The sequence below is a fragment of the Bittarella massiliensis (ex Durand et al. 2017) genome (assembly GCF_017566145.1).
GTDB classification, from domain to species: domain Bacteria; phylum Bacillota; class Clostridia; order Oscillospirales; family Ruminococcaceae; genus Bittarella; species Bittarella massiliensis_A.
In genome coordinates this window covers 1-23,584 of record NZ_JABFCL010000017.1, presented here as the reverse complement: position 1 = coordinate 23,584, position 23,584 = coordinate 1, and the positions used below count along the sequence as shown (strand labels likewise).

The window sequence follows — 23,584 nt, the reverse complement described above, 5'->3', positions numbered from 1 at the left end:
TCAATATCCCCCCTCTCCCCCCCGCAGGCGGCAAAAAGGGGAAGCGCAGGGAGGTTTCCCGCTGCGCTTCCCCCGTGGGGAGCCATCTCATCAGCCGTTTTTGAGAATTTTTTTGAGGGTGGCGGCAAACCTCTCCCGGTCGGCGTGGAAGGCGAAAAGGCAGTTGGCCCCCTCTTTTTCCAACCGGGCCCGCAGGTCCAAACAGGTCTGGCCGTCGGCGTACCCGCCGGCGATGTCCACGTGGCAGCAGACGGGGCGGACGTCGGTGAGGATGCTGGGCTCGAGGAGGGCGCAGACCGCCAGCGCGTCGTGGATGGGCACCCCGGGGCAGCCCTTCATGGCCGGGTCGTCCCGGTAGTCCCGCAGCCACTCGTCCACCAGCAGGGCCACCGCCTCGGCCCCCGGGCCGCCAAAGCCGCGTATCTCGTCGGCGTCCGCCTGGGTGAGGTAGCACTCCATGGTGGCGTCTAGGGGCACCACCATCACCTTGCAGCCCGACTGGAGCACCACCTCCAGCGCCTCGGGGTCCACCCAGACGTTGTACTCGGCCACAGGGGTGGTGTTCTGAATGCGGTGCCCGCCCCCCATGAGGACGATCTCCTCGATGTGCTCGGCAATGCGGGGGGCCGCCCGCAGGGCCACCGCCAGGTTGGTCAGAGGACCGACGGGGACCAGGGTAATCTTCTCCTCGGCGTGCAGCAGGGTGTCCACCAGCCAGGTGACGGCGGGTTCCGGCTCCTCCGTCAGGTCGGTGGCGGGGAAGGGGAGGTGATCCCCCTGAATGCGGGAGCCGGTGGGGCGGATCTGCCCCTCCCTGCGGGGGATGCCCGGCCGCCGCCCGGGGGTGAGGGTGGACACCAGGGGGTACTCGCAGCCCCGGTAGACCGGCACGTCAGAGCCCATCAGGGCCTTGACCCGCAGGGTGTTGTCGGTGGTGAGGGCCACCTCCCGGTTGCCGTTGACCGTGCAGATGCCCACCACATCCAGTTCGGGGGCCAGCGGGGCGGCAATGATGGCGACGGCGTCGTCCGGGCCGGTGTCCACGTCCAATATCACTTTCTTGGGCAAGAGATCGCCTCATTTCACAAAGATGGCCGTCAGGCCTTGACCTTGTTTCTCATCTCGTTGAGGGTATCCTGGTCCATGCCGTAGGCAGTCGGCACCTTGATCTCGCCGCTGGTGACCTTTCCCTCGCACTCCTTGACGTAGTCCTGCACCTCCTGCGGGGTGTTTTGCTTGTAGTAGTCGTTCTCCACCAGGACCACCACCCCTTCGAGGATGCCCCAGGTCTCGTTGGTGCCGTAGAAGTCGGCGCTGCCGTCACAGGTCTTTTCGATGATGTCGTAAAGGGTGATGTCGTTGCGCTTCATCATCGAGGTGAGGATGACGTCGGCCACCTCTGGCTTGGAGTCGATGAAGAAGTTTCGCTGGTCGGCGTCCACGCCGATGGTCCAGGTGCCCGGGTTGTCGGCCGCCGCCTCAAACACCCCCAACCCGGCGCCGGCGGCCACCTGGTGGATCACGTCGGCCTTGTTCTGCTGGATCTGCAGCAGGGCCAGCTCCTTGGCCTTGGCGGTGTTCACAAAGTCGCCGATGTAGGAGAAGGCCACCTTGCCGCTGGGATTGGCGTGCTGGGCGCCCTCGATGTAGCCCACCAAAAAGTCGTTGATGACCGGGGACTCCCGCCCCGCCACATAGCCGATGGTGCCGGTCTTGGAAATCTTGGCCGCCAGGGCCCCGGCCAGGAAATCGCCCTCGTTCTGGGCGTAGGTCAGGCAGAAGACGTTGGGGTGGCCCGCCTCCTTGGTGGGGTCGATGTCAAAGCCCACAAACTTCACGTCCGGGTACTCCTCGGCGTAGCGCTGCACCACCTCCAGCAGCTCCCCGCTGTAGAAGAACACCAGGTCAAAGTTTTCGGCCGCGTCCAGCATAGAGGGCTCCATCTTCGACTTGTCGGTGCCGTACTCAATGGTCTTGACCTCCAGCCCAAAGTCCTTGCCGGCCTTGACCAGCCCCTCGTTGGCAATGTCGGAAAAGGACTTATCCCCTAACATGTCGGTCACATAGCAGACGCTGGCGATCTTCTTCTCCCCGCCGCCGCTGCTCTCGCCGCCCCCGTCGTCTTCCTCGCCCTTTCCACAGCCGGTCAAAACGGCGGACAGCGCCAGCAGCGCGGCCAGTCCCAATGCGATATACTTTCTCACAGGAAAGCCTCCTTTTTTCCCGCGCCGCCCCGGTGGGACGGCTGCGGCTCTTGCTGCTTTTAAGACATTCACCGCCCCCATTCCTGTCAATATTCTTTCGTCTATTTCTGCCAAATGACCACAGATAGATTTGTTTATTTGTACAAAGTTACCCCCTCCCCCTCCCCGGCCCTCAAACCGGTTGTGCGCTCCCCACAAACCGCGCAGAGCATTTTTTCCCGCCCTCCGGCCGGTGTCTCCCTCCTCCAAAATACTGCACAATGATCTTCCGTTTTTTCTGTGCTTGATTTTAACACCACCGGCTTTTTCGCCCCCTTTTATCTGCAACTCTCACATAGTCCCCTCCCCTTTTATGTGCATCTCCTCCAATCAACACGGAGACTTCCCTCTCCTCTCCCATTGTCCGGCACGGCAAAAAGGCGGCTCACCGCCGCCTTTTGTGTCGAGGAAATGTCTCGCCCTACTCTGCTTTGCCCCACTTTGCCCACTTTGCTCCGCTCTAGGGCCGGGCCCGGTTGCGAATGCCGTCCAGGGTGGACTGCTCCATCCCGTATCCGGTGGAGACGGCGATCTCGCCGCCGGTGACCTTCTCCTGGCAGTCGGCAATGTAGTCGCGCACCTCCTGGGGGGTGTTTTGCCGGTAGTACTCGTTGTCCGCCAGCCCCACGGCCCCGGCGGAGATCCCCCACTTGGCGCGGGTGCCGTAAAAGTCGGCGGTGCCGGCATAGGTCTTTTTCACCAGGTCGTAAAGGACGATGTCGTTTCGCTTCATCATCGAGGTGAGGATGACGTCGGCCACCGCCGGCTTGGTGTCCACAAAGAAGTTTCTCTGGTCGGCGTCCACGCCGATGGCCCAGACCCCCGGGTGCTGTACCACCGCCTCAAACACCCCCAGCCCGGCGCCGGCGGCCACCTGGTGGATCACGTCCGCCCCGTTTTGCTGGATCTGCAGCAGGGCCACCTCTTTGGCCTTGGTGGTGTTGGTGAAGTCGCCACTGTAGGAGATGGCCACCTTGATGTCGCTCTTGACGTGCTGGGCGCCCTCGATATAGCCCACCATAAAGTCATTGATGACCGGCGACTCGGTGCCGGTGACAAAGCCCACCGTCCCCGACTTGGACATCTTGGCCGCCAGAGCTCCGGCGAGAAACTCCCCTTCGTTTTGGGCGTAGGTCATGCAGAAGATGTTGGGGAACTCGGGCTCAATGTCCGGGTCGATGTCAAAGCCCACGAACTTCACGTCGGCGTAGTCGGCGGCATAGCGCTTGATGATCTCCAGCTGCTCGCCGGTGTAGAAGAGGACCATGTCGTAGTTGTCCATCGCGTCGAGGATGGCCGGTTCCATCTTGGACTTGTCGGTGCCGTACTCGATGGTCTTGGTCTTGATCCCCAGTTCTTTCCCCGCCTTGGTGAGCCCCTCGTTGGCCAGGTCGTGAAAGGACTTGTCCCCCAGGGCGTAGGTCAGGTAACAGGCGCTCTGGATCTGCCCCTCCTCCCCCTCGCCGCCCGCGGCCTCCTTCTGGCCGCAGCCGGTGGCAAACAGGCCAAAGGCCAACAGCGCCGCCAGGCAGATGGATGCATATTTTTTCATTTCGCTTCCTCCCTTTTGGGGCCGCGCCGCCCCTCTGGCCGCCGCCCGCCCCGTCTGCCACCAGGGTATCCGCCCGCCCCGCGCCCTGTCAAGAGAGAGGGGGGCTTTTCTCCCTATTGGCCACCGATCCCCCGGCGCTCATGGGCAAAACGCCCCCCGCTTTAAAGGGTCGCAAACGGGCTGCCCAAATTGGGTGCCCCCCTTTTGACCAGGTTGCCATACGGCCTCTCGCCGCCCCGAAAGAAAGCGAATACAGATTCTTTCTTTTTGTGTAAACAACCGGTTCCTCGAGAAACCGCCCCGCTTTTTTCACAATCTGCCGGCAAATTTTTAAGGGCGGTGCACAATCTTTTTAAGGGGGGTAAAAAGTTGCCCATTTTGATCTGTCGTTTTTTGTCAACTTTTTCTTTTCCCTCTCCCTCTCTCTCCTGCTTTCTCCAAATCCGCCAAAATAAACGCTCCTTTTTGGCCCTTTTGCCCCTATCGCCCCTCCCGCCGCAAAAAGATGCCGGTTTCCTCCCCGCCCATTTGGGCGCCATCCCCAACCAGCCGGGTTTCAGCCTCCCCGCGCCGCCCCCCTCCCACAAAACCCCTCCCCTCATTTTGGCCCTTTTGCCAGTGGACTTTCCCTCCAAAGGGCCGCACAATGGGCGTAGCGGCAAACACCAGAGAGAGAAGAGGAGGGAATCCCCTTGAAACGAGCATGGGAAATCACCACCGCGGCCAAAGAGGCCGCCGTCCCCCACCTGCACCCGGAAGCCGTGCGGGGCCCCGCATCCACCGAGCAGCCGACGCCGGAGCAGGCCATCCGCAAACAGGTTTCCGACTCGGTCGCCGACTCGGGCGGGCCGCTGCTGCAGCTCTTCGGCGCCATTCAGGCCGTGGGCAACCGGGGGCGGGACGTCCGCGCCGCCGAGGCCCTGATCCCCGCCGTCTGGCAGGCCTACCAGGCGGAGGACGACGTGGAGCTGGCCAAGCTGGTGGCCCAGACCTACGCCCTGCTGGAACAGGCCCCCAAAGACCCCCAGAGCCCCTACTGGTCCTTCCCCGAATACCGCGCCTTCGAGGACCTGCAAGCCGAGGTGGCCTACCCCGAAAAGATCCCCCTCTCCCTCTCGGAGGGCGAGCTGTTGGAGCGGCTCCACGCCGGCTGGCAGGGGCAGATCGCCGGGGCCGCCGTGGGCACCATGGTGGAGGGGTACTGCACCCCCCAGCTGAAAAAGGCCTTTGGCAAAATCGACGGCTTCCTGCGCCGACCCACCACCTTCAACGACGACGTGCTCTACGAGCTGGCCTTTTTGGAGGCCGTCCTGAAGCGGGGGCGGGCGGTGACCAGCGCCGACATCGCCCTGGAGTGGGTGGGCCGCATCCTCTACACCTGGGGGGCCGAGCGCGCCGCCTACCAAAACCTGCAGCGGGGCATCTTCCCGCCGGAGAGCGGCCGGCGGCAAAACCCCTGGGCCGAGTGGATCGGCGCCCAGATGCGGGGGGCCATCTGCGGGATGGTGGCCCCGGGCAACCCGGCCGAAGCGGCCCGCCTGGCCTTTCTGGACGGCCAGATCTCGGCAGTCAACAACGCCATTTTGGGCGAGGTATTCAACGCCCTGCTGGCCTCCCTGGCCTTTGTGGAGACGGGCATCCGCCCCCTGCTCTACCGGGCGGCCGCCCTCATCCCGCCCCGCAGCGAGTACGCCTCGGTGCTGGCCTTCGCCCTGGAGCAGTGCGAGCGCGCCGGCAGCTGGGAGAGCGCCTGGGAGGCCTGCCGGGCCAAATACCGCCGCTACAACTGGATTCACACCTACCCCAACGCCGCGGCCGAGGTGGTGGCCCTCTACTTCTGCGGCGACAGCTTCGACACCTGCATGTCCATCATCGCCCTCTGCGGGGAGGACGTGGACTGCAACGCCGGGCAGATCGGCACCCTCTTCGGGCTGATGTACGGCTACCCCGCCCTCGCCCCCCGCTGGACCGAGCCCTTCCACGACGGCTTTGACAGCTTCTTTCGCGGGTGGGAGCACACCACCGTCACCCACCTGGCGCGGCAGACCCTGCGCGCCGCCAAACAACTTTGACACCCCCTCCATCCAAAAAAGGGAGAGGGCCGGGCGAAATTCGCCCGGCCCTCTCCCTCTTCTATCTCTGCCCATCACCCCAGGGCGGGGTCATAGTGGGCGCGCTCGCCGCCGATGTACCGGGGCCGGGTGCGGGCGCAGACCAGGTTGGCCTGGCCGATGGCCCGCAGGCTTAAGCGCACCGGCACCGCCACCGGCTGCAGGTGCATCCCGATGAGGGTGTCGCCAATGTCCATCCCCGCCTGGGCCCGTACCCGCTCCACCGCCACCGGGTGGGAAAACTCCCGGTAGGCAGCGGTGGCAAAGGCGCCCCCCGCCTTGGGCTGGGGAACGGCGTTGACCACCTCCAGCCGGTGGGCACGGGCGGCCTCCCCCTCCAGGATGAGGGCGCGGTTGAGGTGCTCGCAGCACTGGGCCGCCAGGTAGACCCCCTGTTTGGAGAGCACCGGGAAGATGCCCTCAAAGAGGGCGTCGGCCACCTGGGTACTGGAAAAGGAGCCGATGGCGTGCCCGGTCACCTCGCTGGAGGAACAGCCCACCACCAGCAGATCGCCGGGGCGCAGGGCCGCCGCCTCGCAGAGTTCCCGCGCCGCCCGGCGCGCCTGTTCGGTCAGCTCTGTCAGATCCCACTCCAAAGCCGCCGCCCCCTATCCCTCGTAGTCCATCCGCTCGGGGGTCCAGCCCTCGAGCACCTGGCAGATGGTGCGGGCGTAGGCCTTGGCCTGGTTTAAGTCGTGGTCCAGGTAGTTACCGCACTCGGGCTTGCTGGCGCCGGGGATCTTGCCCACAAATTCCGAGATGAAGAAAAAGGTCTCCCGCAGCAAATCCAGCACCTGCTGGCGGCTCATGCTGTCGCGGGCGATGAAGTAAAAGCCGGTGCGGCAACCCATGGGCCCCACATAGACGACCTCGTCGGAGTGGGCGCTGTTGCGCACATAGGTGGCGAAGAGGTGCTCAAAGGTGTGCAGCCCCGCGTTTTGCAGGTAGATGCCGCCGTTGGGGGCGCACATGCGAATGTCGTAGGTGACGCAGTCCCCGTCGACGCGGGACAGGTAAAGCCCCTTTTGCAGCTTGGTGTGGTCGACCTGAAAGCTCTTGATGGTCTTCATCGGTTCTCTCATGTGAACTCCCCCTTTTGTTCTCTTCTGGTTTTCCTTACAAAACGAAAATGGTGATCCCCCCGGCGCCCCGCGCGCAGTGGGATCGGCCACAGGGCAGGGGCAAAGGTCGTTTGCGCGCCTGCCCGGCCATCCCTAGGCACAATAAGTCCTTATATATCAGTATACCACAAATCGCCCTCTTTCGCAATTTGCCCGCCCCTGCCCCCCCTCCGCCCGCCGCGGCAGAACCCTCCCGCCGGTGCCCGCCGCGCCCCCTCGAGAGGCCGCTTTCAAAGCGCGGGCAATCGCGCCGAAGGGCCCCCGGCAGCCCCTCGCCCCCCTGTGACGCGCCGGGGGGGCGGCGTATATACTGTGGTAAACAATCGAGGTGATTGCATGGACGCGATATTGAAAGTGGACCGGGTGTCCCAGACCTATCAGGCGCGCAACGGCGAAGTGACTGCCATTGAAAATGTCAGCTTTCAGGTAAACGAGGGCGAGTTTATCAGCATTGTCGGCCCCAGCGGCTGCGGCAAATCGACCCTCCTCTCCATCATAGCGGGGCTGGAACAGCCCACCCACGGCGCCGTCCGCATCGAGGGCGAGCCGGTGAACGGCATCAGCGGGCAGATCGGCTATATGCTGCAAAAGGACAATCTGCTGGACTGGCGCACCATCTGGCGAAACGCCACCCTGGGGCTGGAGATCCGGGGGATGCTCGACGAGGGGAGCCGGGAGCGGACCATGAAGCTCCTAAAGACCTACGAGCTCTACGAATTCCGAAACAAGTACCCCTCCCAGCTCTCGGGGGGGATGCGCCAGCGGGCGGCCCTCATCCGCACCCTGGCGGTCAACCCCCAGATCCTGCTGCTGGACGAGGCCTTCTCAGCCCTGGACTACCAAACCCGGCTGACGGTGACCGACGACATCTACCGCATCCTCAAGAGAGAGGGCAAAACCACCCTGATGGTGACCCACGACATCCCCGAGGCCATCAGCATGTCCGACCGGATCATCGTCCTCTCGGCCCGCCCCTCGGTGGTCAAGGCGGTGCACCAAGTGGCGTTTGACCAGCCCGGCCTGTCCCCCCTGCAGCGGCGCAACAACCCGCAATTCAGCCGCTACTTCAACCTGATTTGGAAGGAGTTGAACCAATGATGACTCCCACTGCGGCCATCTCCAAAGAGCGGGCCGTCTATCTCAAAAAAATTCGGCGCCGGAAGGTGAACATCCGGCTCTGCCAGGTGCTCATCCTGGTTTTTCTTTTGGCCCTGTGGGAGGGGCTGGCCCGCGCCGGCGTCATCGACGCCTTTGTCATGAGCCAGCCCTCCCGCATCCTCAAAACGCTGATGAACGCGCCCAACAACAACCTGGCCCTACATATCGGCGTCACCTGCTACGAGACGCTGATCGGCTTTTTGTTGGGCACCGGCCTGGGGGTGGGGCTGGCGGTCCTCCTCTGGTGGTCCCCCTTCCTCTCCAAGGTCTCCGAGCCCTACCTGGTGGTGCTCAACTCCCTGCCCAAAATCGCCCTGGGCCCGGTGATCATCATCTGGGTGGGGGCGGGCACCCAGGCCATCATCGTCATGGCCCTGGCCATCTCCCTCATCGTCACGGTGATGGAGATGTTAAACGGCTTTCTCAACACCGACAAGGAGACCATCAAGATGGTGCGCACCTTCGGGGCCACCCGCTGGCAGCTCTTCTCCAAGGTGGTCTTCCCCTCCAACCTGCACACCCTCTTCAACTCCCTCAAGGTCAACATCGGCCTCTCTCTGGTGGGGGTCATCGCCGGCGAGTTTCTGGTCTCTAAGGCCGGGTTGGGCTACCTGATCGTCTACGGCGGCCAGGTCTTTCAAATGGATTTGGTGATGACCGGCGTCTTCATTCTGGCGGTGGTGGCGGCACTGCTCTACCAGTGCGTCGTCCTGCTGGAAAAGTGGGTCGACCGGCGGCTGCAACACACCGCCTAAACGGGCGGTGCGGACTTTCCCCAGACAGACAGCGGCGGGCAGATTCCCTCTCACCGGGATCTGCCCGCCGCTGTTCTCTTTTCCCTTCACCGGTCGGGGACACACCGCCCGCGCCCTATCAACACCGCGCCCCCATGCATCCGCCCGAGGTCTCTCTGCGCCGGGCGGCTCCCGCGTTTTGTGGCCCCGCAGCGCTCCGAACCCCCTCGCCTCTCCCCCGGCAAGCAAGACAGGCCAACCCAAAAAGCCCTCCCCAAAGCGCTGACAAAAGGGGGGCAGACAGCCGGAGAGGGGGACGCCGATCGGCGTCCCCCTCTCTGCCTTTGGCCCGCGGCAAGGGCCCTCACCGCGGGCCCAACAGCTAAAAGGAGAACTCCTCCCCCCAGTCAAAGTCGCCGCTCTCCTCCACACTGGCGGGCCAGTGGGCGCACCATTGGGGCACGCCCGGGGCCGCCACCCGGTCGAGGCTGGGCAGATAGGGCTTGATGTCGAGCACCGGGCTGCCGTCCTCGGCGTCCAGGTAGTCCAGGGCGAGAACGCCCCTCTCCCGGTCGATCTCCAATACCCCCGCGCAGGAGAGGGCAATGGGGTTGGGCCGCTGGGGGGAGCGGGTGGCAAAGGTGCCCAACAGGGCCGGCCCGCGCCGGTAGGGGGCCTCCTCGGTGCGGCTGGCGCGGGAATGCGCGTCCTCGCAGCCGGAGAACCACCAGAGGATCTGCAGGTGGGAAAAGCCCTCCAGCCCGGCGAGGGCAGGGCGGTGGGACGGCGCCACCTCCAGGGAAAAAGCGCCCCCCTCGGCGCGGATCACACCGATGGGCGACAGGGTCAGATGGGTTGCATCTTGCACGGTCATTTCCTCCCAATTCGTTTTTAGCAGCGCCGCTACTGCCAGTATAGCGAAGTGTGGGAACACTACAATCCCTTTTTCAAAAAACATCCCTCCGCCCCGCGGCACGCCAAAAGAAATGAGGCGCGCCAGCCGGTGGGCAAGGGCCGGGTTTCCCGCCCGCCCCGGGGCGCGGCTCGCCGGCGGCAATGCCGCCCCCAGGTCGTGGAACTTCGACCCCCATCATCCCTTCCATGAACCGGTATTTTATTCCCCGTTCCCCTCCGCAGGGTGCGACAATCCCCCCTTCCGGCCGGGTGTCACCCCCCTGCACACCGCAGCCCTCGGCCGCCTTTCGGCCCCGCAGGGGCAGACCGCCCCTCTCCCCCGCCCCGGCGGGCGGATGTCGGCACCCAAAAGGATGCTCCCTTTTCCCCCAGAAGGACGACCGACCGGCCGCTTTTCCCGCCAAAAGGGGAACCCCGGGGCCAATTTTCACATAGACTGCGTCGTAACCCCGCTTCACAAATCCAACAGGAAAGGGAGATACATAGCATGCAGAAAAAAAGCTGGCAAACCCGCACCGCCCGCCTGGCCGCAGGCGCCCTGGCCGCCGCCCTGGCGCTGGGCGCCTTCACCGGCTGCGGCGAGAAGGAGGGCGAGGGGGAGAAACCCCTGACCAAGGTCACCGTCAACGAGGTCACCCACTCGGTCTTCTACGCCCCCCAGTACGCCGCCATCAACCTGGGCTTCTTCGAGGAGGAGGGCATCGACATCGACCTGTCGGTGGGCCAGGGCACCGACAAGGTGATGACCGGCGTCCTCTCCGGCTCCATCGACGTGGGCTTCGGCGGGCCGGAAGCCGCCATCTACATCTACAACGAGGGCAAGGAAAACTACAGCCAGGTCTTCGCCCAGCTCACCAAGCGGGACGGCTCCTTCCTGGTGGGCCGGGAGAAAGACGACAACTTCAGCTGGCAAAAACTCCAGGGGACCACCCTCCTCCCCGGCCGCAAGGGCGGCGTCCCCTACATGACCCTGGGCCACGTCCTGCGCCAGAACGGCCTCACCCCCGGCGCCGACCTGACGCTGGACGACAGCATCCAGTTCTCGGCCATGGCCGGGGCCTTCACCGGCGGCAACGGCGACTACGTCGCCCTCTTCGAGCCCACCGCCTCCATGCTGGAGAAGGAGGGCCGCGGCTACATCGTGGCCTCCATCGGCGAGGAGAGCGGCGAGATCCCCTACACCGGCTACTTCGCCAGCAAGGACTTTATCGAGAAAAACCCCGACCTGGTGCAGCGGTTCACCAACGCCGTCTACAAGGGCCAGCAGTGGGTGCACAGCCACAGCGCCAAAGAGGTGGCCGAGGCCATCGCCCCCTCCTTCGCCGACACCGACATAGAACTTCTCACCACCGTGGTGCAGCGCTACAAGGACATCGACGCCTGGTCCACCGACCCGGTGATGGAGCGGGAATCCTTCGAGCGGCTGCAGGACGTGATGACCGAGGCGGGCGAGCTCAAGCAGCGGGCCAACTACGACGACCTGGTCAACAACACCTTCGCCGAGGCAGCCAAGGCAAACGGCTAAGCGCCCCTTCGCCGCACAGGCGCACAGGGGTTCCCCACGGGAGAGAGGGGCGGGAGATCCGCCCCTCTCTCCCGTTTCCCATCCCACCTCCATCCGCAGCTGGCCGCCCTGTTTGCGCCTGCAGTTCACACGCCGCCGGAGGGCGGTGAAACCCCATCACCCCTCCGCAAACCCTGTGAAGCTGAAAACGCCTATTTTGCGCGGTGTCTCCACGGGCATGCGGATCTGGTCGGGACCACCCTTCCGCCCCTGCCGTTGCTCCCTGCTTCCAGCTGCATCGCTCCCGCAATATCTGTTGGGCCGCCCCCCCTGTTTTCGCCGGGAGATCCTCGACACCGCCACCGAGTTGTTTTACAAAAAGGGCTTTTCCCACACCTCCATCTCGGACATCGCCCAGAAAGCGGGCATCTCCCAGGGGTTGTGCTACCGCTACTTCCCCTCCAAAAAGGCCATTGCCGACGCGGTCTCACAGACGATCGCCCTGGCCATCCTCCTCGTCTACCTGGCAAAAAAGCGGCTGTTTGTCTGCCACATCCGCCAATTTGACCGCGCCCTCCTCCCCCTGTGCCAAAGCGCCCTCCCCTCGGTGGCGCAGCAGGGCATTCCCGCCCTCAGCACCGCCCTCTTCACCGGCCTGGTCAGCGGCTTCGGGGTCTCGGCCATCGCCGGGTACGGGGTGGCCTGCAAGCTGGAGATCATCCTCCTCTACCCCGCCGTCTCCCTAAACACAGCCCTGACAGCCATCGTCGGGCAGTGCGTCGGCGCGGGGGAGCGCGGGCGCGCCGGAGACTACCTGCGGGCAGCCCTCCTCTTTGGCGGCAGCCTGCTGGTCCTCCTCACGGCGGCCGTTCTCCTCTTCACGCGGCCCCTGGCCGGCCTCTTCCTCCCGGGGGAGGAGGTCGCCACCCTGGCTGTCCGCTATCTGTTGGTGGCGGGGGCAGGCGACCCCTGCAACGGCCTTGCCAGCTGCTTTTTGGGTGCCGTCAACGGGGCGGGGCGGCCGGGGACGGGAATGTGGCTGACAGCCCTCCACCACCTGGGGGTGCGCATCCCCCTGGCTTGGTTGGCAAATGCCCTGGGCCTCGGGCTCGCCGGCATCTGGCTCTCCCTTCCCGTCAGCCACCTGGCGGCAGCCGTCTCGGCCCGCTTTGCCGCCCGCCGCGCCCTCTGCAAGGCCCCCCCGCAATCCCTCTAAAGGTCCCGCCAATCGGCCCTCCCCACCTTCGCCCTCCAAAGCGGCGGGATGACCGCCCGCAAGGCCGCCGCAAATCGCCCGCCCCCCTGGCAGCGGTGTTTTCAGAGCATTCCAGCTGGCTCGATTTTGATTATGTGTACTATTTCGTTTCTGTATTGCAAAGCGAAAAATCACCAATAGAAAGGGGTTTTGCCGATGAAAAAAGGAAAAAGAGGTGTATTTTATATTTCTGTTTTACGAACAAAATAGTACAATAAAACAGACGATCGACCTGCCACCGAGGGCCAACAGAGAAAGGGAGAACACAGATGGAGAGAAGATACAAAGGGCTTCGCCGCTTTTTGGGGTGCCTGCTGGCGGCGGCGCTCTGCTGCGGGGGGGCGCCGGTCGCCGCCCTGGCGGGCGACGGGTACGACGGGGACTTTGACCTGACTGCAAATCCGGTGCGGATCACCGCGCCGGGGCGGTACCGGGTGCGGGGCGGCGGGGTGGAAACGGCCAACACCATTGCGGTGCAGGTGCCCAGCGGGGAGGTGGAGCTGGTGCTGGACCAGGTGGTCATCCGCGCGCCGGCGGGGGCCAGCGCCTCCCCCATCGACCTGGCGGGGAGCCCCCAGGTGACCCTGGTGCTGGCGGGGGAGAACCGGCTCACCCGAGACTATTACTTGTACACCGCGGTGACAGCGGGGATCCACCTGCCCCCGGGGGCGGGGGTGACCATCTGCTGCGCAAACGGAGAGGGTTGCCCCTGCCGCGGCGGGGCCAGCTGTGCCAACACCCTCGTCATTGCGGCGGACGACGCCGACGGCGCGGCCATTGGCGGGAAAGGCCCCCCTGCCATTGAGAGGGTGGATGCCGAGGGCTGCGGCCGGGTGGACATCTGCGGCGGCACCCTCTCCTTCCTCCTGAATAGCAATGGGGTGGCCATTGGCGGCGGGAAAACTGCAAGTTCCACAAACGCCGGTGGCAGCGGGGGTGCGGTGTCGGTCCACGGGGGGCACATCACCGGGACCGGCAGCATTGGCAACGGCTTTGGCGGCCAGTTTCCCTCCGGCCTCCACGCCGGCAGCTTCTTTATGGACGGCGGATACCTGTCGCTGTCCTCCCCCTCCTTGGCCACCATCGGCGTCTGTCCCCCCGTCTTCTCAGGCCAAGTCAGCAACCCCGAGCTAAAGCCGGACATCACCGTTGCCGGCGGGACCCTGGAGGTGAAAAATACCGAGGGTGGCTGCGCCCTGGGGGGCGGTGTCGTGGGGGGCGAGATCCGGCTGCTGGGGGGCTCGGTGACCGCCGAAAGCCTCTGCCAGCCCGCCATCGGCGGGACCTGCCTGGCAAATGTCTCCTCCTCTCGGAGTGAAGACATCTTCACCGATGGCGGCGGGGTCGATGTGCGCATTGGCGGCGGCTCGGTCAAGGCCACCGTGACCGCGTCCCCGCCCCGCGCCTCCAACGCGCCGGCCATCGGCGATCTGGGGCGGGGCAGGTGCAGATCACCGGCGGCCAGGTAGAGGCGCGCAAGGTGGCGGCAGACTACCAAACCCCCTATTTCCCCGGCCCTCCCGTGCGGGTGGGGGCCCACCCGGCCCTGGTGGGGGCCAACACCGCCGTCAGCGGCGGGGTGGTGACGGTGGCCGACGAGAGCGGCGAGACCCTGGCCGGCCTGCCCGGGTTCACCCAGGGCATCCTGCTGCGGGGCAGCGAGGGGCAGGTAAAGGGGCAGGCGTCCCTGGCCGGGGGAACGGCCCTGACGCTGCCCCCGGCCACCACCCTCACCCTCTCCGCCGAGGCGGCGCTGCTGCTGGGGGAGGGGGCGGCCCTGACGGTGGAGCAGGGTGCCGCGCTGAACAGCCAGGGGCGGATCTCCGGCCCGGGGGGGATCGAGAACCGTGGCCGGCTGCAAAACGGGGGGCTCATCGCCCCGGAGGTGGCGCTGTCAGGCAACCCGGTGATCCAGGTGGACGGCCCCCTCAAGGCGGGCCGCAGCGCCCTGACCGCGGCGCAGGGGGTGTACAGCGGCCATCCCTTTTCCCTGCCGGCGGAGAGCCGCTGGATCACCGACACCGAAAACAGCCAGGCGGCGGTGGCGTGGTTTGCCGACCCGGGCTGTACCCAGCCCCTGCCAAGCCCGCCGGCGCGCACCGGCAGTTATTGGGCCCAGGTGTCGGCCCCTGCCACCGCCAGCCAGAACTCCCTGGCCCCCACCGCGGTGCCGGTGCAAATTGCCCCCAAGGCACTAACGGTGGTTTGGGGGGCGACCGAGCTGCCCTACACCGGGTCGCCCCAGGCCCCCGCGGCAGCGGTTGAAACCGGGATCGCCGGAGAGACCGCGGCTTTACAGGTGGAGGGGGCGGCCGCCGGGCCGGGCGCCTTCACCGCCACCGCCAAGCTGATTTCCGGCGGGGAGAGCTTTGTTCTGGAAAACAGCCAGATCTCCTTCTCCATCCTCCCCGCCGGTGACCCCGCCCCGCCCCAAAACCCAGAGGGCGTCGGCGAGCCGGAGCCAGGAACTGAACCGGAGCCGGGGAACGAGCCGGAGACGGCGGACAGCAGTCGGCTGGCAGGGATGGCGGCCCTGCTGGCAGGGGGGATCGCCCTCCTCCTCACCCGCCGCAGAAGGTAGGCCCCGCCCCGCCAACAGACAGAGCCCCACCCCCTCGCCGGGGTGGGGCTCTGTCTTTGCGCCAAAAGGGGGCCCGCCAATGGCCGTCCACCTTGCCCTCCTTTGCTTTGCCTTCCTTTGCCCTCCGTTGCCCTCCGTTGCCCTGCTTTGCTTTCTCCCGGGCGGAAAGGCGTTGCGCCCTGCCGCCGAATTCGCCCATGCTGGCTTCCCCTCTCCCGCGCCAGGGCCCGCCCAGCTCCTCCCGCCAAAGCCGCTCTGCGACCCTCCCTTTTTCCTCGCCGCCCTTCTCTGTCCGTTTCCCCTGTCCCCCTCCTAAAGCGGCGGCAAAAGGGGTAGACACGTCTGTGCCTACCCCTTTCCCGCTTTTGTCCGGCGGGAACCGGCTCTTTTCTTTTGTAACAGGCTCTACTCCCGCCCCGCAAGGGCCAGATTGGGGGCCAACATGACCCCGCAGGCCAGGGCGCAGAGGAGCCATCCCCCCGCCGAAACCCGATCCGAGAGCAGGGCCCAGATGCCCAGCGCCAGCCCGGCGGCCCCCGCCAGGGCGGCCAGCAGCCGGGTCAGCCGGCGCAGGGTGGCCAGGTGTATCCGCTTCAGGGGGATCCCCTCCTCTCTCCGCTGTCAAATCCCTACTCCAGGTTGAGTTTTTTGGAGAGGATAAAGTTGGAGCCCAGATAGAAACAGATGCCGAAAAAGACGCTCAGGCCGATGGAGAGGGCGAAGACCATCCGCAGGAAACCGGCCAGCTGGCCGATGGGCACATCGCCGAAGAAGTCCAGCCCGGTGAAGAGGCAGGAGATGAGCAGCGCCACGGTGGAGATGCTCTGCACCACCACGTTGAGCACCAGGTAGGCCCCCACCGAGGTGAGGATCCGGTGGCCCCGCCCAAACTGCCCAATGGAGATGGAGAGGTAGCACATGAGGTTTGTCATCACCATCGAGATGAGGAAGGTGAAGAGGGTCCAGAGCAGCAGCTCGCTCACCCCCATCCCCAGCTCTCCCTTGATCGCCGCGTCGGCCATCCGCAGGGCGCCGGGCAGCTTGCTGATGACGCCGTGACCGGCCCCCATCAGCAGCAGGGAACCCGCCGCCACCGCGGCGGTGGTCAGGCTCCAGACGGTGGAGACCACCGTCTTTGCCAGCAGGTGGGTACTGGCCTTGACCGGCAGGGTGAACATCAGGTAGCCCTCGTCGCAGATGAGGTTTTTGTAAAAGCGGGAGATCACCACAAAGAAGGAGAGGGCGAAGGCCGCCACCATCAGGGCCACATAGGCGAAGATGAGGACCCCCTGGGCGAATTTCAGCACCGGCAGTTTGCCCTGCAGGGTCAGCCCCAGGTTGACCACCCCGCCCATGAGCAGCAGCGCCCCGTACACCGGCAGCAGCAGCCGGCCGGTGGCCTTGAACTCGTATTTGATCAATTTCCCTAGCATCTGAATTCCTCCCTGAACAGCTGGTCCACCGACACGCCCCGGTTTTCGCGGATGTCGTCCACCGAGGACTGCAGGACCATCTGGCCGTTTTTGATGAAGACCACCTCGTCGAGCACCTTCTCGATGTCCGAGATCAGGTGGGTGGAGATGAGGACGGTGGCGTTCTCGCTGTAGTTGGAAATAATGGTGTCCAGGATGTAGTCCCGGGCGGCGGGGTCCACCCCGCCGATGGGCTCATCCAGCAAGTAGAGTTCCGCCTCCCGGCTCATGACCAAAATCAACTGCACCTTCTCCTTGGTGCCCTTGGACATGGTCTTGAGCTTGTCTTTGGGGTTGATGCCCAGGCGCTCCAGCATATCCCGCGCCTTGGCCTCGTTAAAGTCGGGGTAGAAGTCGGAAAACATCTCCAGAATGCCCTCCACCCGCATCCAGTCGTTGAGATAGGTGCGCTCGGGCAGGTAGGAGACGATCCGCTTGCTCTCCACCCCCGGGCGGTGCCCCCCCACCAGCAGCTCCCCGGCGGTGGGGGTCAGCAGCCCGCTGACCAGTTTGATAAAGGTGGTCTTGCCGCTGCCGTTGGGCCCCAAAAGCCCCACGATCCTGCCCCGGGGGATCTCCAGGGTCAACCCGTTGAGGGCCAGCTTGTAGCTGTAGCGCTTTTGCAGCCCCTGACAGCTGATAATGGCGTCTCTATTCATCTCATTCCATCTCCTTTTCCGCCCGCTCCAGCAGGGCAATGACGTCCTGCCGGGAAAGGCCCATCTCACTCATCTTCTTCAAAAATACCTGCACCTGCTCGGCGGCCAACTGCTCTTTCATCTGCTCCAGCCTCTCTCTGTCGTCGGTGATAAACCGGCCCGCGGTGCGCTGGGCGTACACCAGTCCCAGCCGCTCCAACTCCCCCAGGGCCTTCTGCATGGTGTTGGGGTTGACCGCCGCCTCGGCGGCCAGGTCCCGCACCGAGGGGAGCTTGCCCCCCGGCGGGTAGACGCCGGCCAGGATCTGCTGCTGCAAAATCTCCACCAGCTGTAGGTAGATCGGCCGGTCGCTCTCAATTTTCCACATGTCCCCGCTCCTTTCCGCCCGTTGTACCATTGTACTAAGTCGTTAATACAATAATACATCCTTGTGAAACAGTTGTCAACCTCCCAGAAAAAATTATTTTCCCTTTCCGTGGGCAAACGGGCGGCTTCTGTCCCAACAGCAAGGGAGGGGGGAAGCCCAATGGCTTCCCCCCTCCCTGTGAAAACGGCGCTTTCCCCCTCCGCAACCGCCCAGCCTTCGGAAAAACGCGCAAAAAAAGAGCCATGTCCCCCGGGACAGGACTCTTTTGGAAGATGGGCCCGGCAGATGCCTACCGGTCCTCCCCTGCGGGCGGGTGGGAGAGGTCCCAGTCGATGCCCCGGCCGTAGTGCCGCTGCAAAAAGGCGTTGGCCTTAGAGAAGTGGCGGCAGCCGAAAAACCCCCGGAAGGCCGAGAGGGGGCTGGGGTGGGGGGCCTGCAAAATCAGGTGTTGGGAACCCTTGATCAGGGGCACCTTGGAGCGGGCGTCGGCCCCCCAGAGCAAAAAGACCATGGGCTCCTCCCTCTCCCCCAGCTTCTCGATCACCGCGTCGGTGAACCGCTGCCAGCCCAGGGCCCGGTGGGACCCCGCCTGTCCCCTGCGCACGGTGAGGCTGCTGTTTAAGAGGAAGACCCCCTGCTCGGCCCAGGGGCCCAGGTAGCCGCTGGTGGAAGGGGGGATCTCCAGATCGTTCCAGAGCTCCTGAAAGATGTTTTGCAGAGACGGGGGCAGCGGCGCGCCGGGGGGGACGGAGAAGCTCATCCCCATGGCCTGGCCCGGGCCGTGGTAGGGGTCCTGCCCCAACAAGACCACCCGCACCCGCCGGTAAGGGGTCATCAAAAAGGCGCGAAAGACGCTCCCCTGCGGCGGGTAGACGGTGGCGGTGCGGTACTCCCTCTGCACCCGCCGCACCAGTTCCCCAAAATAGGGCTTGGCAAACTCTTCCGCCAGCACCTGGCTCCAATCGCCCAGCTTTTCAAACACCGGCATCCCTCCCCCTCTCCCGGTCCGGCGGCCCGGGCCGGCTGCGCTTTTCTGTCCCCTATCTTACCACAGGGAAGGCGGGGCTGTCCATTCCCCGCCGGCGGCGATTGTTAAGAGAACCTTCATAAAAAACGCCCGGCCTCTGTTTGCCTTTTTGCAGAAAATGTCGTATACTAGTTGCCATGTGTAAGCCCTGTATCGCGCACGCAAGGAGGTACAGCAGATGGCAAAACCCATTCGCGGAGACGATCCGTTTAATATCTTGGACCTAGACGACATCCCCAAAGCGGGGCGGGACATTCCGGCCCGCCCCGCCCCTCGCCCCCACTCCCCCAACCTGTTGGAGGAGGACGAAGTCCTCTCCGGCGCCGGGAAGGGCGAAGCGAGAAAGAGCGCCGCCCCCCGCCGCGCCGCCGGCCAAGGGCAAGGGCAGGGGCAGGAAGCGGGCAGGAATGGAAGGGAGGGGTCCAACATGGGCAAAAGCGAGCCGAAGCGGAAGAAAAACGGCAAGAAGAAGATGAAACTCTGGCTGAAGATCCTCATCCCCGTGCTGGTGGTACTGGGGACCGCGGGAGGGACCGCCGCCTATATCCTGATGGACATCGCCGGCAGCTACGACCCGGTGGCGCTCAACGAGGCAGAGCTGGGCTTTGACTCGGTGATCGACAAAAACGTCAAGAACATCGCCCTCTTTGGCGTCGACAGCCGCAACGGCCTCCTGGACAAGGGCACCCGCACCGACTCCATCATCATCCTCTCCATCGACAAAAACCACAACAAGGTCAAGCTCTCCTCCATCATGCGGGACGCCTACGTCAACATCCCCGGCCGGGGGATGGACAAGATCACCCACGCCTATGCCTTCGGCGGGGCCGAGCTGGCCATCCGCACCCTCAACGAAAACTTCGACCTGGACATCACCGACTTCGCCACCGTGGACTTTGCCAACATGGCCGAGATCGTGGACGCCGTCGGCGGGGTGACCATCGACGTGAAGGACAACGAGGTCTCCTATATCAACGGAAGTGTGGATGAACAGGCCAAGGTAAGCGGTAAGCCAGCCACGCATATCAGCGGCAGCGGCACCCAGACCCTCAACGGCATCCAAGCCGTCGCCTACTCCCGCATCCGCTCTGTGGGCAACGGCGACTTCGAGCGGACCGAGCGGCAGCGCGCCGTCCTGATGCAGCTGTTCAACAAGGCCATGGCCATGAACCCCACCAAATACCCCCAGCTGGCCAAAGACCTGCTGGCCCTCACCAAGACCTCCCTCGACTTCGGCACCCTGATGGGCTACGCCCCGCTGGCCCTGCAAAAGCCCACCATGGTGACCACCCGCTTCCCCACCGACTCGGACTACAAGGGGGAACTGATCAACGGCACCTACTACATGACCTTTGACGACGCGGTCACCACCCAAAAGCTGCACGACTTCATCTACAACGACATCATGCCCAGCTAAGGGCATTGGGCAACGGCGCCCCGGGCGCGCTCCAGGGGGATCTCTGGCGCAAACAGCCCCTTCTGGGGCCTGTCAAAGACCTGCACAAAGGGGAATCCCCCAAACGGTCTGGTGAACTTCCCGCGGGGGATTCAACCCCCAAGGACGCGTCCCAAACAGACGCGCCCCTTTTCTCTCCGCCCCCCTTTACAAAGGGGGGCGGAGGCGCTATGATGGGGGCTGACAAGCAGCAAAAGAGGGGGCGCAGGGATGGGGGCGCGGGGAAGGATGTTGGCGGCCATGGCCGTCTTTGGCAGCATTGGCGCCTTTGTGCGGGCCATCCCCCTGCCGCCGGCGGAGATCGCCCTCTGGCGGGCGGTGATCGCCACAGCCGCCATCGGGGCGGCGCTGCTGGTGCGGCGGCGGCCCCTCCCCCTGGCGCAGATCGGGAGGGAGCTACCCCGGCTCCTCCTCTCGGGGGCGGCCATGGGCTGCAACTGGATCTTGCTCTTTGCCGCCTACCGCTACACCTCGGTCTCGGTGGCGACCCTGACTTACTACTTCGCCCCCTCCCTGGTGGTGCTGGCCTCCGCCCTCTTTTTTCGGGAGCGGCTGACTGCCCGCAAGGGGGCCTGCTTCCTCCTGGCCACCGGGGGGATGGTCCTGGTCATCGGTGCCGGGGGCCACAGCGGGGGCGCAGACGACCGGCTGGGCATCGCCCTGGGGCTGGGGGCCGCCCTGCTCTACGCGGCGGTGATCCTGCTGGGCAAGGGCATCCGCTCGCTGGGCGGGGTGGACCGGACCCTGGTGCAGTTCGCTGTGGCCATCCTGGTGCTGGCGCCCTATCAGCTCTTCAGCGGGGGCTTTCACCTGGGCGCGCTGGATCCCACCGGCTGGGCGGCGCTGTTGACGGTGGGTCTGGTGCACACCGGGGCGGCCTACTGCCTCTACTTCTCGGCCCTCAAGGAGCTGCCAGGCCAGACCGCTGCCCTCTTGAGCTACCTGGACCCGCTGGTGGCGGTGGGGGTGTCGGCCCTCTGGCTGGGGGAGGCCGTCGGCCCCTGGCAGCTGGCGGGGGGCGCGGTGGTGCTGGGCTGCTCCCTTTTCAGCGAGTTGGGCGACGGCAAGGGAAGGGGAAAGGGAACAGACGGGGCCAGGGGCAAAAATCCCTGACCCACCCGCCTCTTCAACCGCCCAAAAGGCCCCGCCGGAACGGATTCCGGCGGGGCCTTTTTATCTGTTCTCCCTCACTGGCTGTTGCTGCTCATAAAGGGTGCCAGGGCGCTGGCAAAGCCGCTGACAGGCATGGTCTGCAGGGTGACCTTGCCCGGCCCGGTGATGACGGTGTTGAAGAGGCCCTCCCCGCCAAAGAGGACGTTTTTGACCCCCTTGACCGACTGGATGTCCAGCGAGCAGGTCTCGCTCATCATGGCCAGGTTGCCGGTGTCCACGACAATGGACTGGCCGGGCCCCAACTCGTACTCCACCGCGTAGCCGTCGACCTCCACAAAGGCCATGCCGGAACCGGAGAGCTTCTGCATGATAAAGCCCTCGCCGCCGAAGAAGCCGGATCCCAGCTTTTTCTTGAAGTGCACCGACAGCTCCACCCCCGATTCGGACGCCAAAAAGCCCGACTTCTGAACGATCACACTGTTGCCCGGGGTGATCTGCACCGCGCGGATGGAACCGGGAAAGCTGGAGGCAAAGGCGATCATCCCCGGGCCGCCCAGGGCGGTGTAGCGGTTTTGGAACATGGCCTCCCCGGCGAACATCCGCCCAAAGGCCTTGCCCAGCCCGCCGCCGGAGGTGGTCTCCATCTGCATGTTGGGGCTCATCCAGCTCATGGAACCCCGCTCGGTGATCATGGTCTCCCCCGGCTGCAGGTCACAGACCACCACCGGCAGGGGCTCCCCTACAATTTTATACTGCATTCACATCTCCTCCTCTGTGTCGGGGGAGGCGGCCGTAAGGGCGGCTCCCCTTTCTTTGAGTATATCCGTTCGGGCGGAGAAGGGCAACTGTTTTTCTGCGCCTGCCGGCTTCCTGTCACCAATTTCGCATCCCCCAGCTCCATATCCCCAGGTGGGCGGTGAGGGAGGGATAGCGGGCGTTTCAAATTGCACAGGCAGGGTTTCCACATCAACATTCCAAACCGCCCGGTTGCCATATGCGCTCCTATCTATGTATTTCCATAAAGCCACCGCTCAAATTGTCAAAACACACAGTAACTCGCATATAAAACCAACGAAAAAGCCATCCCCGGCCTTTGGTTGGCCGGGGATGGCTCGCTTTGCCGAAAAAGAACAGTCCGCTTACTCCCCCATGATCCGCTTGCGCTCGTTGCGGTAGAAGAGCTCGGTAGCCGGGTCCAGGGGGCGGGGGTTGTCGGGGCGGGCCTGGGGGATGGGGGGCTGCGCCACCGGGCGGTCCTCCTCGGTCTTGGCGCAGCCGCAGTGGGGGCGGAAACTGTTGTCCTCGAAGATGTTGTCCTCGCAGGGGAGGTGCTTTCCACAGCGGCCGTTTAAGTTGTAGGAGCAGTCCCGCTCGTCGCAGTAGATGCGGGGGTAGCAGATGTAGCTGCAATCGCAGCAGGCGCCGCAGACATAGGGGCCGTCTTCGCTCCCTTCGCCGTCACAGGGGCAGCCGCTGGCGCTGCTGGTCTCCACCGCCGTCTCGCCACTGTACCCGCCAGCGCCCACACAGCCGCCGCCCTCGCTGCGGCCACAGCCGTTGTAGGCGTTGCCCGGCTCGCCGCCGGCCTCACAGCCGCAGCCGGTCTCATTTCCGCAGCCCTCGTCGCAGTGGGGGCAGCAGCTGGTACAGCCGGTGTCGCCCCCACAGCCGCAACCGGTGCCGCCGGTATTGCCGCCCGTTCCCCCGGTGCCGCAGCCGCAAGTACAGGTGCAGACGCAGCCACACCCGCCACCGGTCTCCCCGCCGGTGGCGCCGGTGTCACAGCCGGTGGCGTCGTCGCCGCAGCAGAGCTCTTCGCAGTTGCAGTACTCGCTGCACAGGCAGTGCTGCTCACAGTCGCAGCCGGAGCATCCGCTGGGCTGGCAGCCGCTACAACCACCGCCGCAGCCACAGCCGTGCCCACTGCCCACAGCACCGGCTTGGCCGCCGCAGCGGCAGAAGGAGGAGCAATCGCAGTACTGGCTGCAATCGCAACACTCGTCGCAACTGCCGCCGGTCTCTCCGGTCTCCCCACCGGTGCCGCCGGTCTCGTCGCCGCAGTGGCAGACGCCGCTTGCGTCCCAGTAGCCGTGGCAGTACCCGTTTTCATCCAGGCAGCCGCCGGTCTCCGTGCCAGTGCCGCCGGTCTCCCCGCCGGTCTCTCCTGTCTCGCCGCCGGTGCCGCCGGTCTCGTCGCCGCAGTGACAGACGCCGCTTGCGTCCCAGTAGCCGTGGCAGTACCCGTTTTCGTCCAGGCAGTCGCCGCCGGTCTCCCCGCCGGTCTCTCCTGTCTCGCCGCCGGTGCCGCCGGTCTCG

At 65.1% G+C, this 23,584-nt stretch carries 20 protein-coding genes and 1 pseudogene; 9 read left to right on the top strand and 12 right to left on the bottom strand.

Annotated elements, in window-relative coordinates; all coding sequences use genetic code 11:
• Positions 1-90 precede the first annotated feature (90 nt).
• The 3 genes from HJY11_RS12675 to HJY11_RS12665 all read right to left on the bottom strand — a co-directional run bounded on the left by HJY11_RS12675 (position 91) and on the right by HJY11_RS12665 (position 3,795).
• On the bottom strand, positions 91-1,068 hold the full coding sequence (locus tag HJY11_RS12675; RefSeq protein WP_208076319.1) for a nucleoside hydrolase: 978 nt from the start codon (positions 1,066-1,068) through the stop codon (positions 91-93).
• Between the two features lie 29 nt (positions 1,069-1,097).
• Positions 1,098-2,204 carry a BMP family lipoprotein gene (locus HJY11_RS12670; RefSeq protein WP_208076318.1) on the bottom strand — a complete coding sequence of 369 codons (1,107 nt, stop codon included), beginning with the start codon at positions 2,202-2,204 and terminating at the stop codon, positions 1,098-1,100.
• A gap of 499 nt (positions 2,205-2,703) precedes the next feature.
• Complete coding sequence (locus HJY11_RS12665; RefSeq protein WP_208076317.1) at positions 2,704-3,795, bottom strand: BMP family ABC transporter substrate-binding protein; 1,092 nt, start codon at positions 3,793-3,795, stop codon at positions 2,704-2,706.
• 692 nt (positions 3,796-4,487) lie between these two features.
• Here HJY11_RS12665 and HJY11_RS12660 point away from each other — a divergent pair.
• Complete coding sequence (locus HJY11_RS12660; protein WP_208076316.1) at positions 4,488-5,867, top strand: ADP-ribosylglycohydrolase family protein; 1,380 nt, start codon at positions 4,488-4,490, stop codon at positions 5,865-5,867.
• Positions 5,868-5,941: 74 nt separating this feature from the next.
• On the opposite strand, the gene HJY11_RS12655 is transcribed toward HJY11_RS12660, so the two are convergent.
• On the bottom strand, positions 5,942-6,502 hold the full coding sequence (locus HJY11_RS12655) for a TIGR01440 family protein (RefSeq protein WP_208076315.1): 561 nt from the start codon (positions 6,500-6,502) through the stop codon (positions 5,942-5,944).
• Positions 6,503-6,514: 12 nt separating this feature from the next.
• Positions 6,515-6,976 carry an S-ribosylhomocysteine lyase gene (locus HJY11_RS12650; RefSeq protein WP_208076332.1) on the bottom strand — a complete coding sequence of 154 codons (462 nt, stop codon included), beginning with the start codon at positions 6,974-6,976 and terminating at the stop codon, positions 6,515-6,517.
• Positions 6,977-7,363: 387 nt separating this feature from the next.
• On the opposite strand from HJY11_RS12650, the gene HJY11_RS12645 reads away from it, so the two are divergent.
• On the top strand, positions 7,364-8,125 hold the full coding sequence (locus HJY11_RS12645; RefSeq protein WP_208076314.1) for an ABC transporter ATP-binding protein: 762 nt from the start codon (positions 7,364-7,366) through the stop codon (positions 8,123-8,125).
• Positions 8,122-8,940 (top strand): ABC transporter permease, encoded by an 819-nt coding sequence (locus HJY11_RS12640; protein WP_243764523.1) that lies wholly within the window; start codon positions 8,122-8,124, stop codon positions 8,938-8,940. Before HJY11_RS12645 ends, HJY11_RS12640 begins: the two co-directional genes overlap by 4 nt.
• A gap of 361 nt (positions 8,941-9,301) precedes the next feature.
• Here the strand turns inward: HJY11_RS12640 and HJY11_RS12635 are convergent, their stop codons facing one another.
• Entirely contained in the window at positions 9,302-9,787 is a 486-nt protein-coding gene (locus HJY11_RS12635) for an SAM-dependent methyltransferase (RefSeq protein ID WP_368041599.1), read from the bottom strand.
• A 534-nt stretch (positions 9,788-10,321) separates the two neighbouring features.
• Between HJY11_RS12635 and HJY11_RS12630 the strand changes: the two genes are divergently transcribed.
• The 4 genes from HJY11_RS12630 to HJY11_RS12615 all read left to right on the top strand — a co-directional run bounded on the left by HJY11_RS12630 (position 10,322) and on the right by HJY11_RS12615 (position 15,174).
• On the top strand, positions 10,322-11,359 hold the full coding sequence (locus tag HJY11_RS12630; protein ID WP_208076312.1) for an ABC transporter substrate-binding protein: 1,038 nt from the start codon (positions 10,322-10,324) through the stop codon (positions 11,357-11,359).
• A 295-nt stretch (positions 11,360-11,654) separates the two neighbouring features.
• Entirely contained in the window at positions 11,655-12,554 is a 900-nt protein-coding gene (locus HJY11_RS12625; protein ID WP_208076311.1) for an MATE family efflux transporter, read from the top strand.
• Positions 12,555-12,862: 308 nt separating this feature from the next.
• Entirely contained in the window at positions 12,863-14,062 is a 1,200-nt protein-coding gene (locus tag HJY11_RS12620) for a hypothetical protein (RefSeq protein WP_208076310.1), read from the top strand.
• On the top strand, positions 14,038-15,174 hold the full coding sequence (locus tag HJY11_RS12615) for a hypothetical protein (RefSeq protein WP_208076309.1): 1,137 nt from the start codon (positions 14,038-14,040) through the stop codon (positions 15,172-15,174). The genes HJY11_RS12620 and HJY11_RS12615 overlap by 25 nt, the downstream gene beginning before the upstream one ends.
• 629 nt (positions 15,175-15,803) lie before the next feature.
• Here the strand turns inward: HJY11_RS12615 and HJY11_RS12610 are convergent.
• The 4 genes from HJY11_RS12610 to ung all read right to left on the bottom strand — a co-directional run bounded on the left by HJY11_RS12610 (position 15,804) and on the right by ung (position 18,660).
• Positions 15,804-16,607, bottom strand: coding sequence for a hypothetical protein (locus tag HJY11_RS12610; RefSeq protein WP_208076308.1), 804 nt, complete (start codon positions 16,605-16,607; stop codon positions 15,804-15,806).
• On the bottom strand, positions 16,601-17,305 hold the full coding sequence (locus HJY11_RS12605) for an ABC transporter ATP-binding protein (RefSeq protein ID WP_208076307.1): 705 nt from the start codon (positions 17,303-17,305) through the stop codon (positions 16,601-16,603). Before HJY11_RS12605 ends, HJY11_RS12610 begins: the two co-directional genes overlap by 7 nt.
• 1 nt (position 17,306) lies before the next feature.
• Positions 17,307-17,672, bottom strand: coding sequence for a GntR family transcriptional regulator (locus HJY11_RS12600; RefSeq protein ID WP_208076306.1), 366 nt, complete (start codon positions 17,670-17,672; stop codon positions 17,307-17,309).
• 289 nt (positions 17,673-17,961) lie between these two features.
• Positions 17,962-18,660, bottom strand: a complete 699-nt coding sequence (ung, locus tag HJY11_RS12595) for a uracil-DNA glycosylase (RefSeq protein WP_208076305.1) — start codon at positions 18,658-18,660, stop codon at positions 17,962-17,964.
• A gap of 217 nt (positions 18,661-18,877) precedes the next feature.
• Here ung and HJY11_RS12590 point away from each other — a divergent pair, with 217 nt between their 5' ends.
• Complete coding sequence (locus HJY11_RS12590) at positions 18,878-20,116, top strand: LCP family protein (RefSeq protein ID WP_208076304.1); 1,239 nt, start codon at positions 18,878-18,880, stop codon at positions 20,114-20,116.
• A gap of 249 nt (positions 20,117-20,365) precedes the next feature.
• Entirely contained in the window at positions 20,366-21,268 is a 903-nt protein-coding gene (locus tag HJY11_RS12585) for a DMT family transporter (RefSeq protein ID WP_208076303.1), read from the top strand.
• A 74-nt stretch (positions 21,269-21,342) separates the two neighbouring features.
• Here HJY11_RS12585 and HJY11_RS12580 read toward each other — a convergent pair whose 3' ends face one another.
• On the bottom strand, positions 21,343-22,026 hold the full coding sequence (locus tag HJY11_RS12580; RefSeq protein WP_208076302.1) for a TIGR00266 family protein: 684 nt from the start codon (positions 22,024-22,026) through the stop codon (positions 21,343-21,345).
• Positions 22,027-22,407: 381 nt separating this feature from the next.
• Positions 22,408-23,584: pseudogene (locus HJY11_RS12575) on the bottom strand (hypothetical protein); the annotation flags it as partial.

What these genes read in the sequence shown, in the direction of transcription:
- HJY11_RS12665 (WP_208076317.1), bottom strand. Translation starts at nt 3,795, where the DNA reads ATGAAAAAATATGCATCCATCTGCCTGGCGGCGCTGTTGGCCTTTGGC.
- HJY11_RS12650 (WP_208076332.1), bottom strand. Translation starts at nt 6,976, where the DNA reads ATGAAGACCATCAAGAGCTTTCAGGTCGACCACACCAAGCTGCAAAAG.
- HJY11_RS12645 (WP_208076314.1), top strand. Translation starts at nt 7,364, where the DNA reads ATGGACGCGATATTGAAAGTGGACCGGGTGTCCCAGACCTATCAGGCG.
- HJY11_RS12640 (WP_243764523.1), top strand. Translation starts at nt 8,122, where the DNA reads ATGATGACTCCCACTGCGGCCATCTCCAAAGAGCGGGCCGTCTATCTC.
- HJY11_RS12630 (WP_208076312.1), top strand. Translation starts at nt 10,322, where the DNA reads ATGCAGAAAAAAAGCTGGCAAACCCGCACCGCCCGCCTGGCCGCAGGC.
- HJY11_RS12620 (WP_208076310.1), top strand. Translation starts at nt 12,863, where the DNA reads ATGGAGAGAAGATACAAAGGGCTTCGCCGCTTTTTGGGGTGCCTGCTG.
- HJY11_RS12610 (WP_208076308.1), bottom strand. Translation starts at nt 16,607, where the DNA reads ATGCTAGGGAAATTGATCAAATACGAGTTCAAGGCCACCGGCCGGCTG.
- HJY11_RS12605 (WP_208076307.1), bottom strand. Translation starts at nt 17,305, where the DNA reads ATGAATAGAGACGCCATTATCAGCTGTCAGGGGCTGCAAAAGCGCTAC.
- HJY11_RS12600 (WP_208076306.1), bottom strand. Translation starts at nt 17,672, where the DNA reads ATGTGGAAAATTGAGAGCGACCGGCCGATCTACCTACAGCTGGTGGAG.
- ung (WP_208076305.1), bottom strand. Translation starts at nt 18,660, where the DNA reads ATGCCGGTGTTTGAAAAGCTGGGCGATTGGAGCCAGGTGCTGGCGGAA.
- HJY11_RS12590 (WP_208076304.1), top strand. Translation starts at nt 18,878, where the DNA reads ATGGCAAAACCCATTCGCGGAGACGATCCGTTTAATATCTTGGACCTA.
- HJY11_RS12585 (WP_208076303.1), top strand. Translation starts at nt 20,366, where the DNA reads ATGGGGGCGCGGGGAAGGATGTTGGCGGCCATGGCCGTCTTTGGCAGC.
- HJY11_RS12580 (WP_208076302.1), bottom strand. Translation starts at nt 22,026, where the DNA reads ATGCAGTATAAAATTGTAGGGGAGCCCCTGCCGGTGGTGGTCTGTGAC.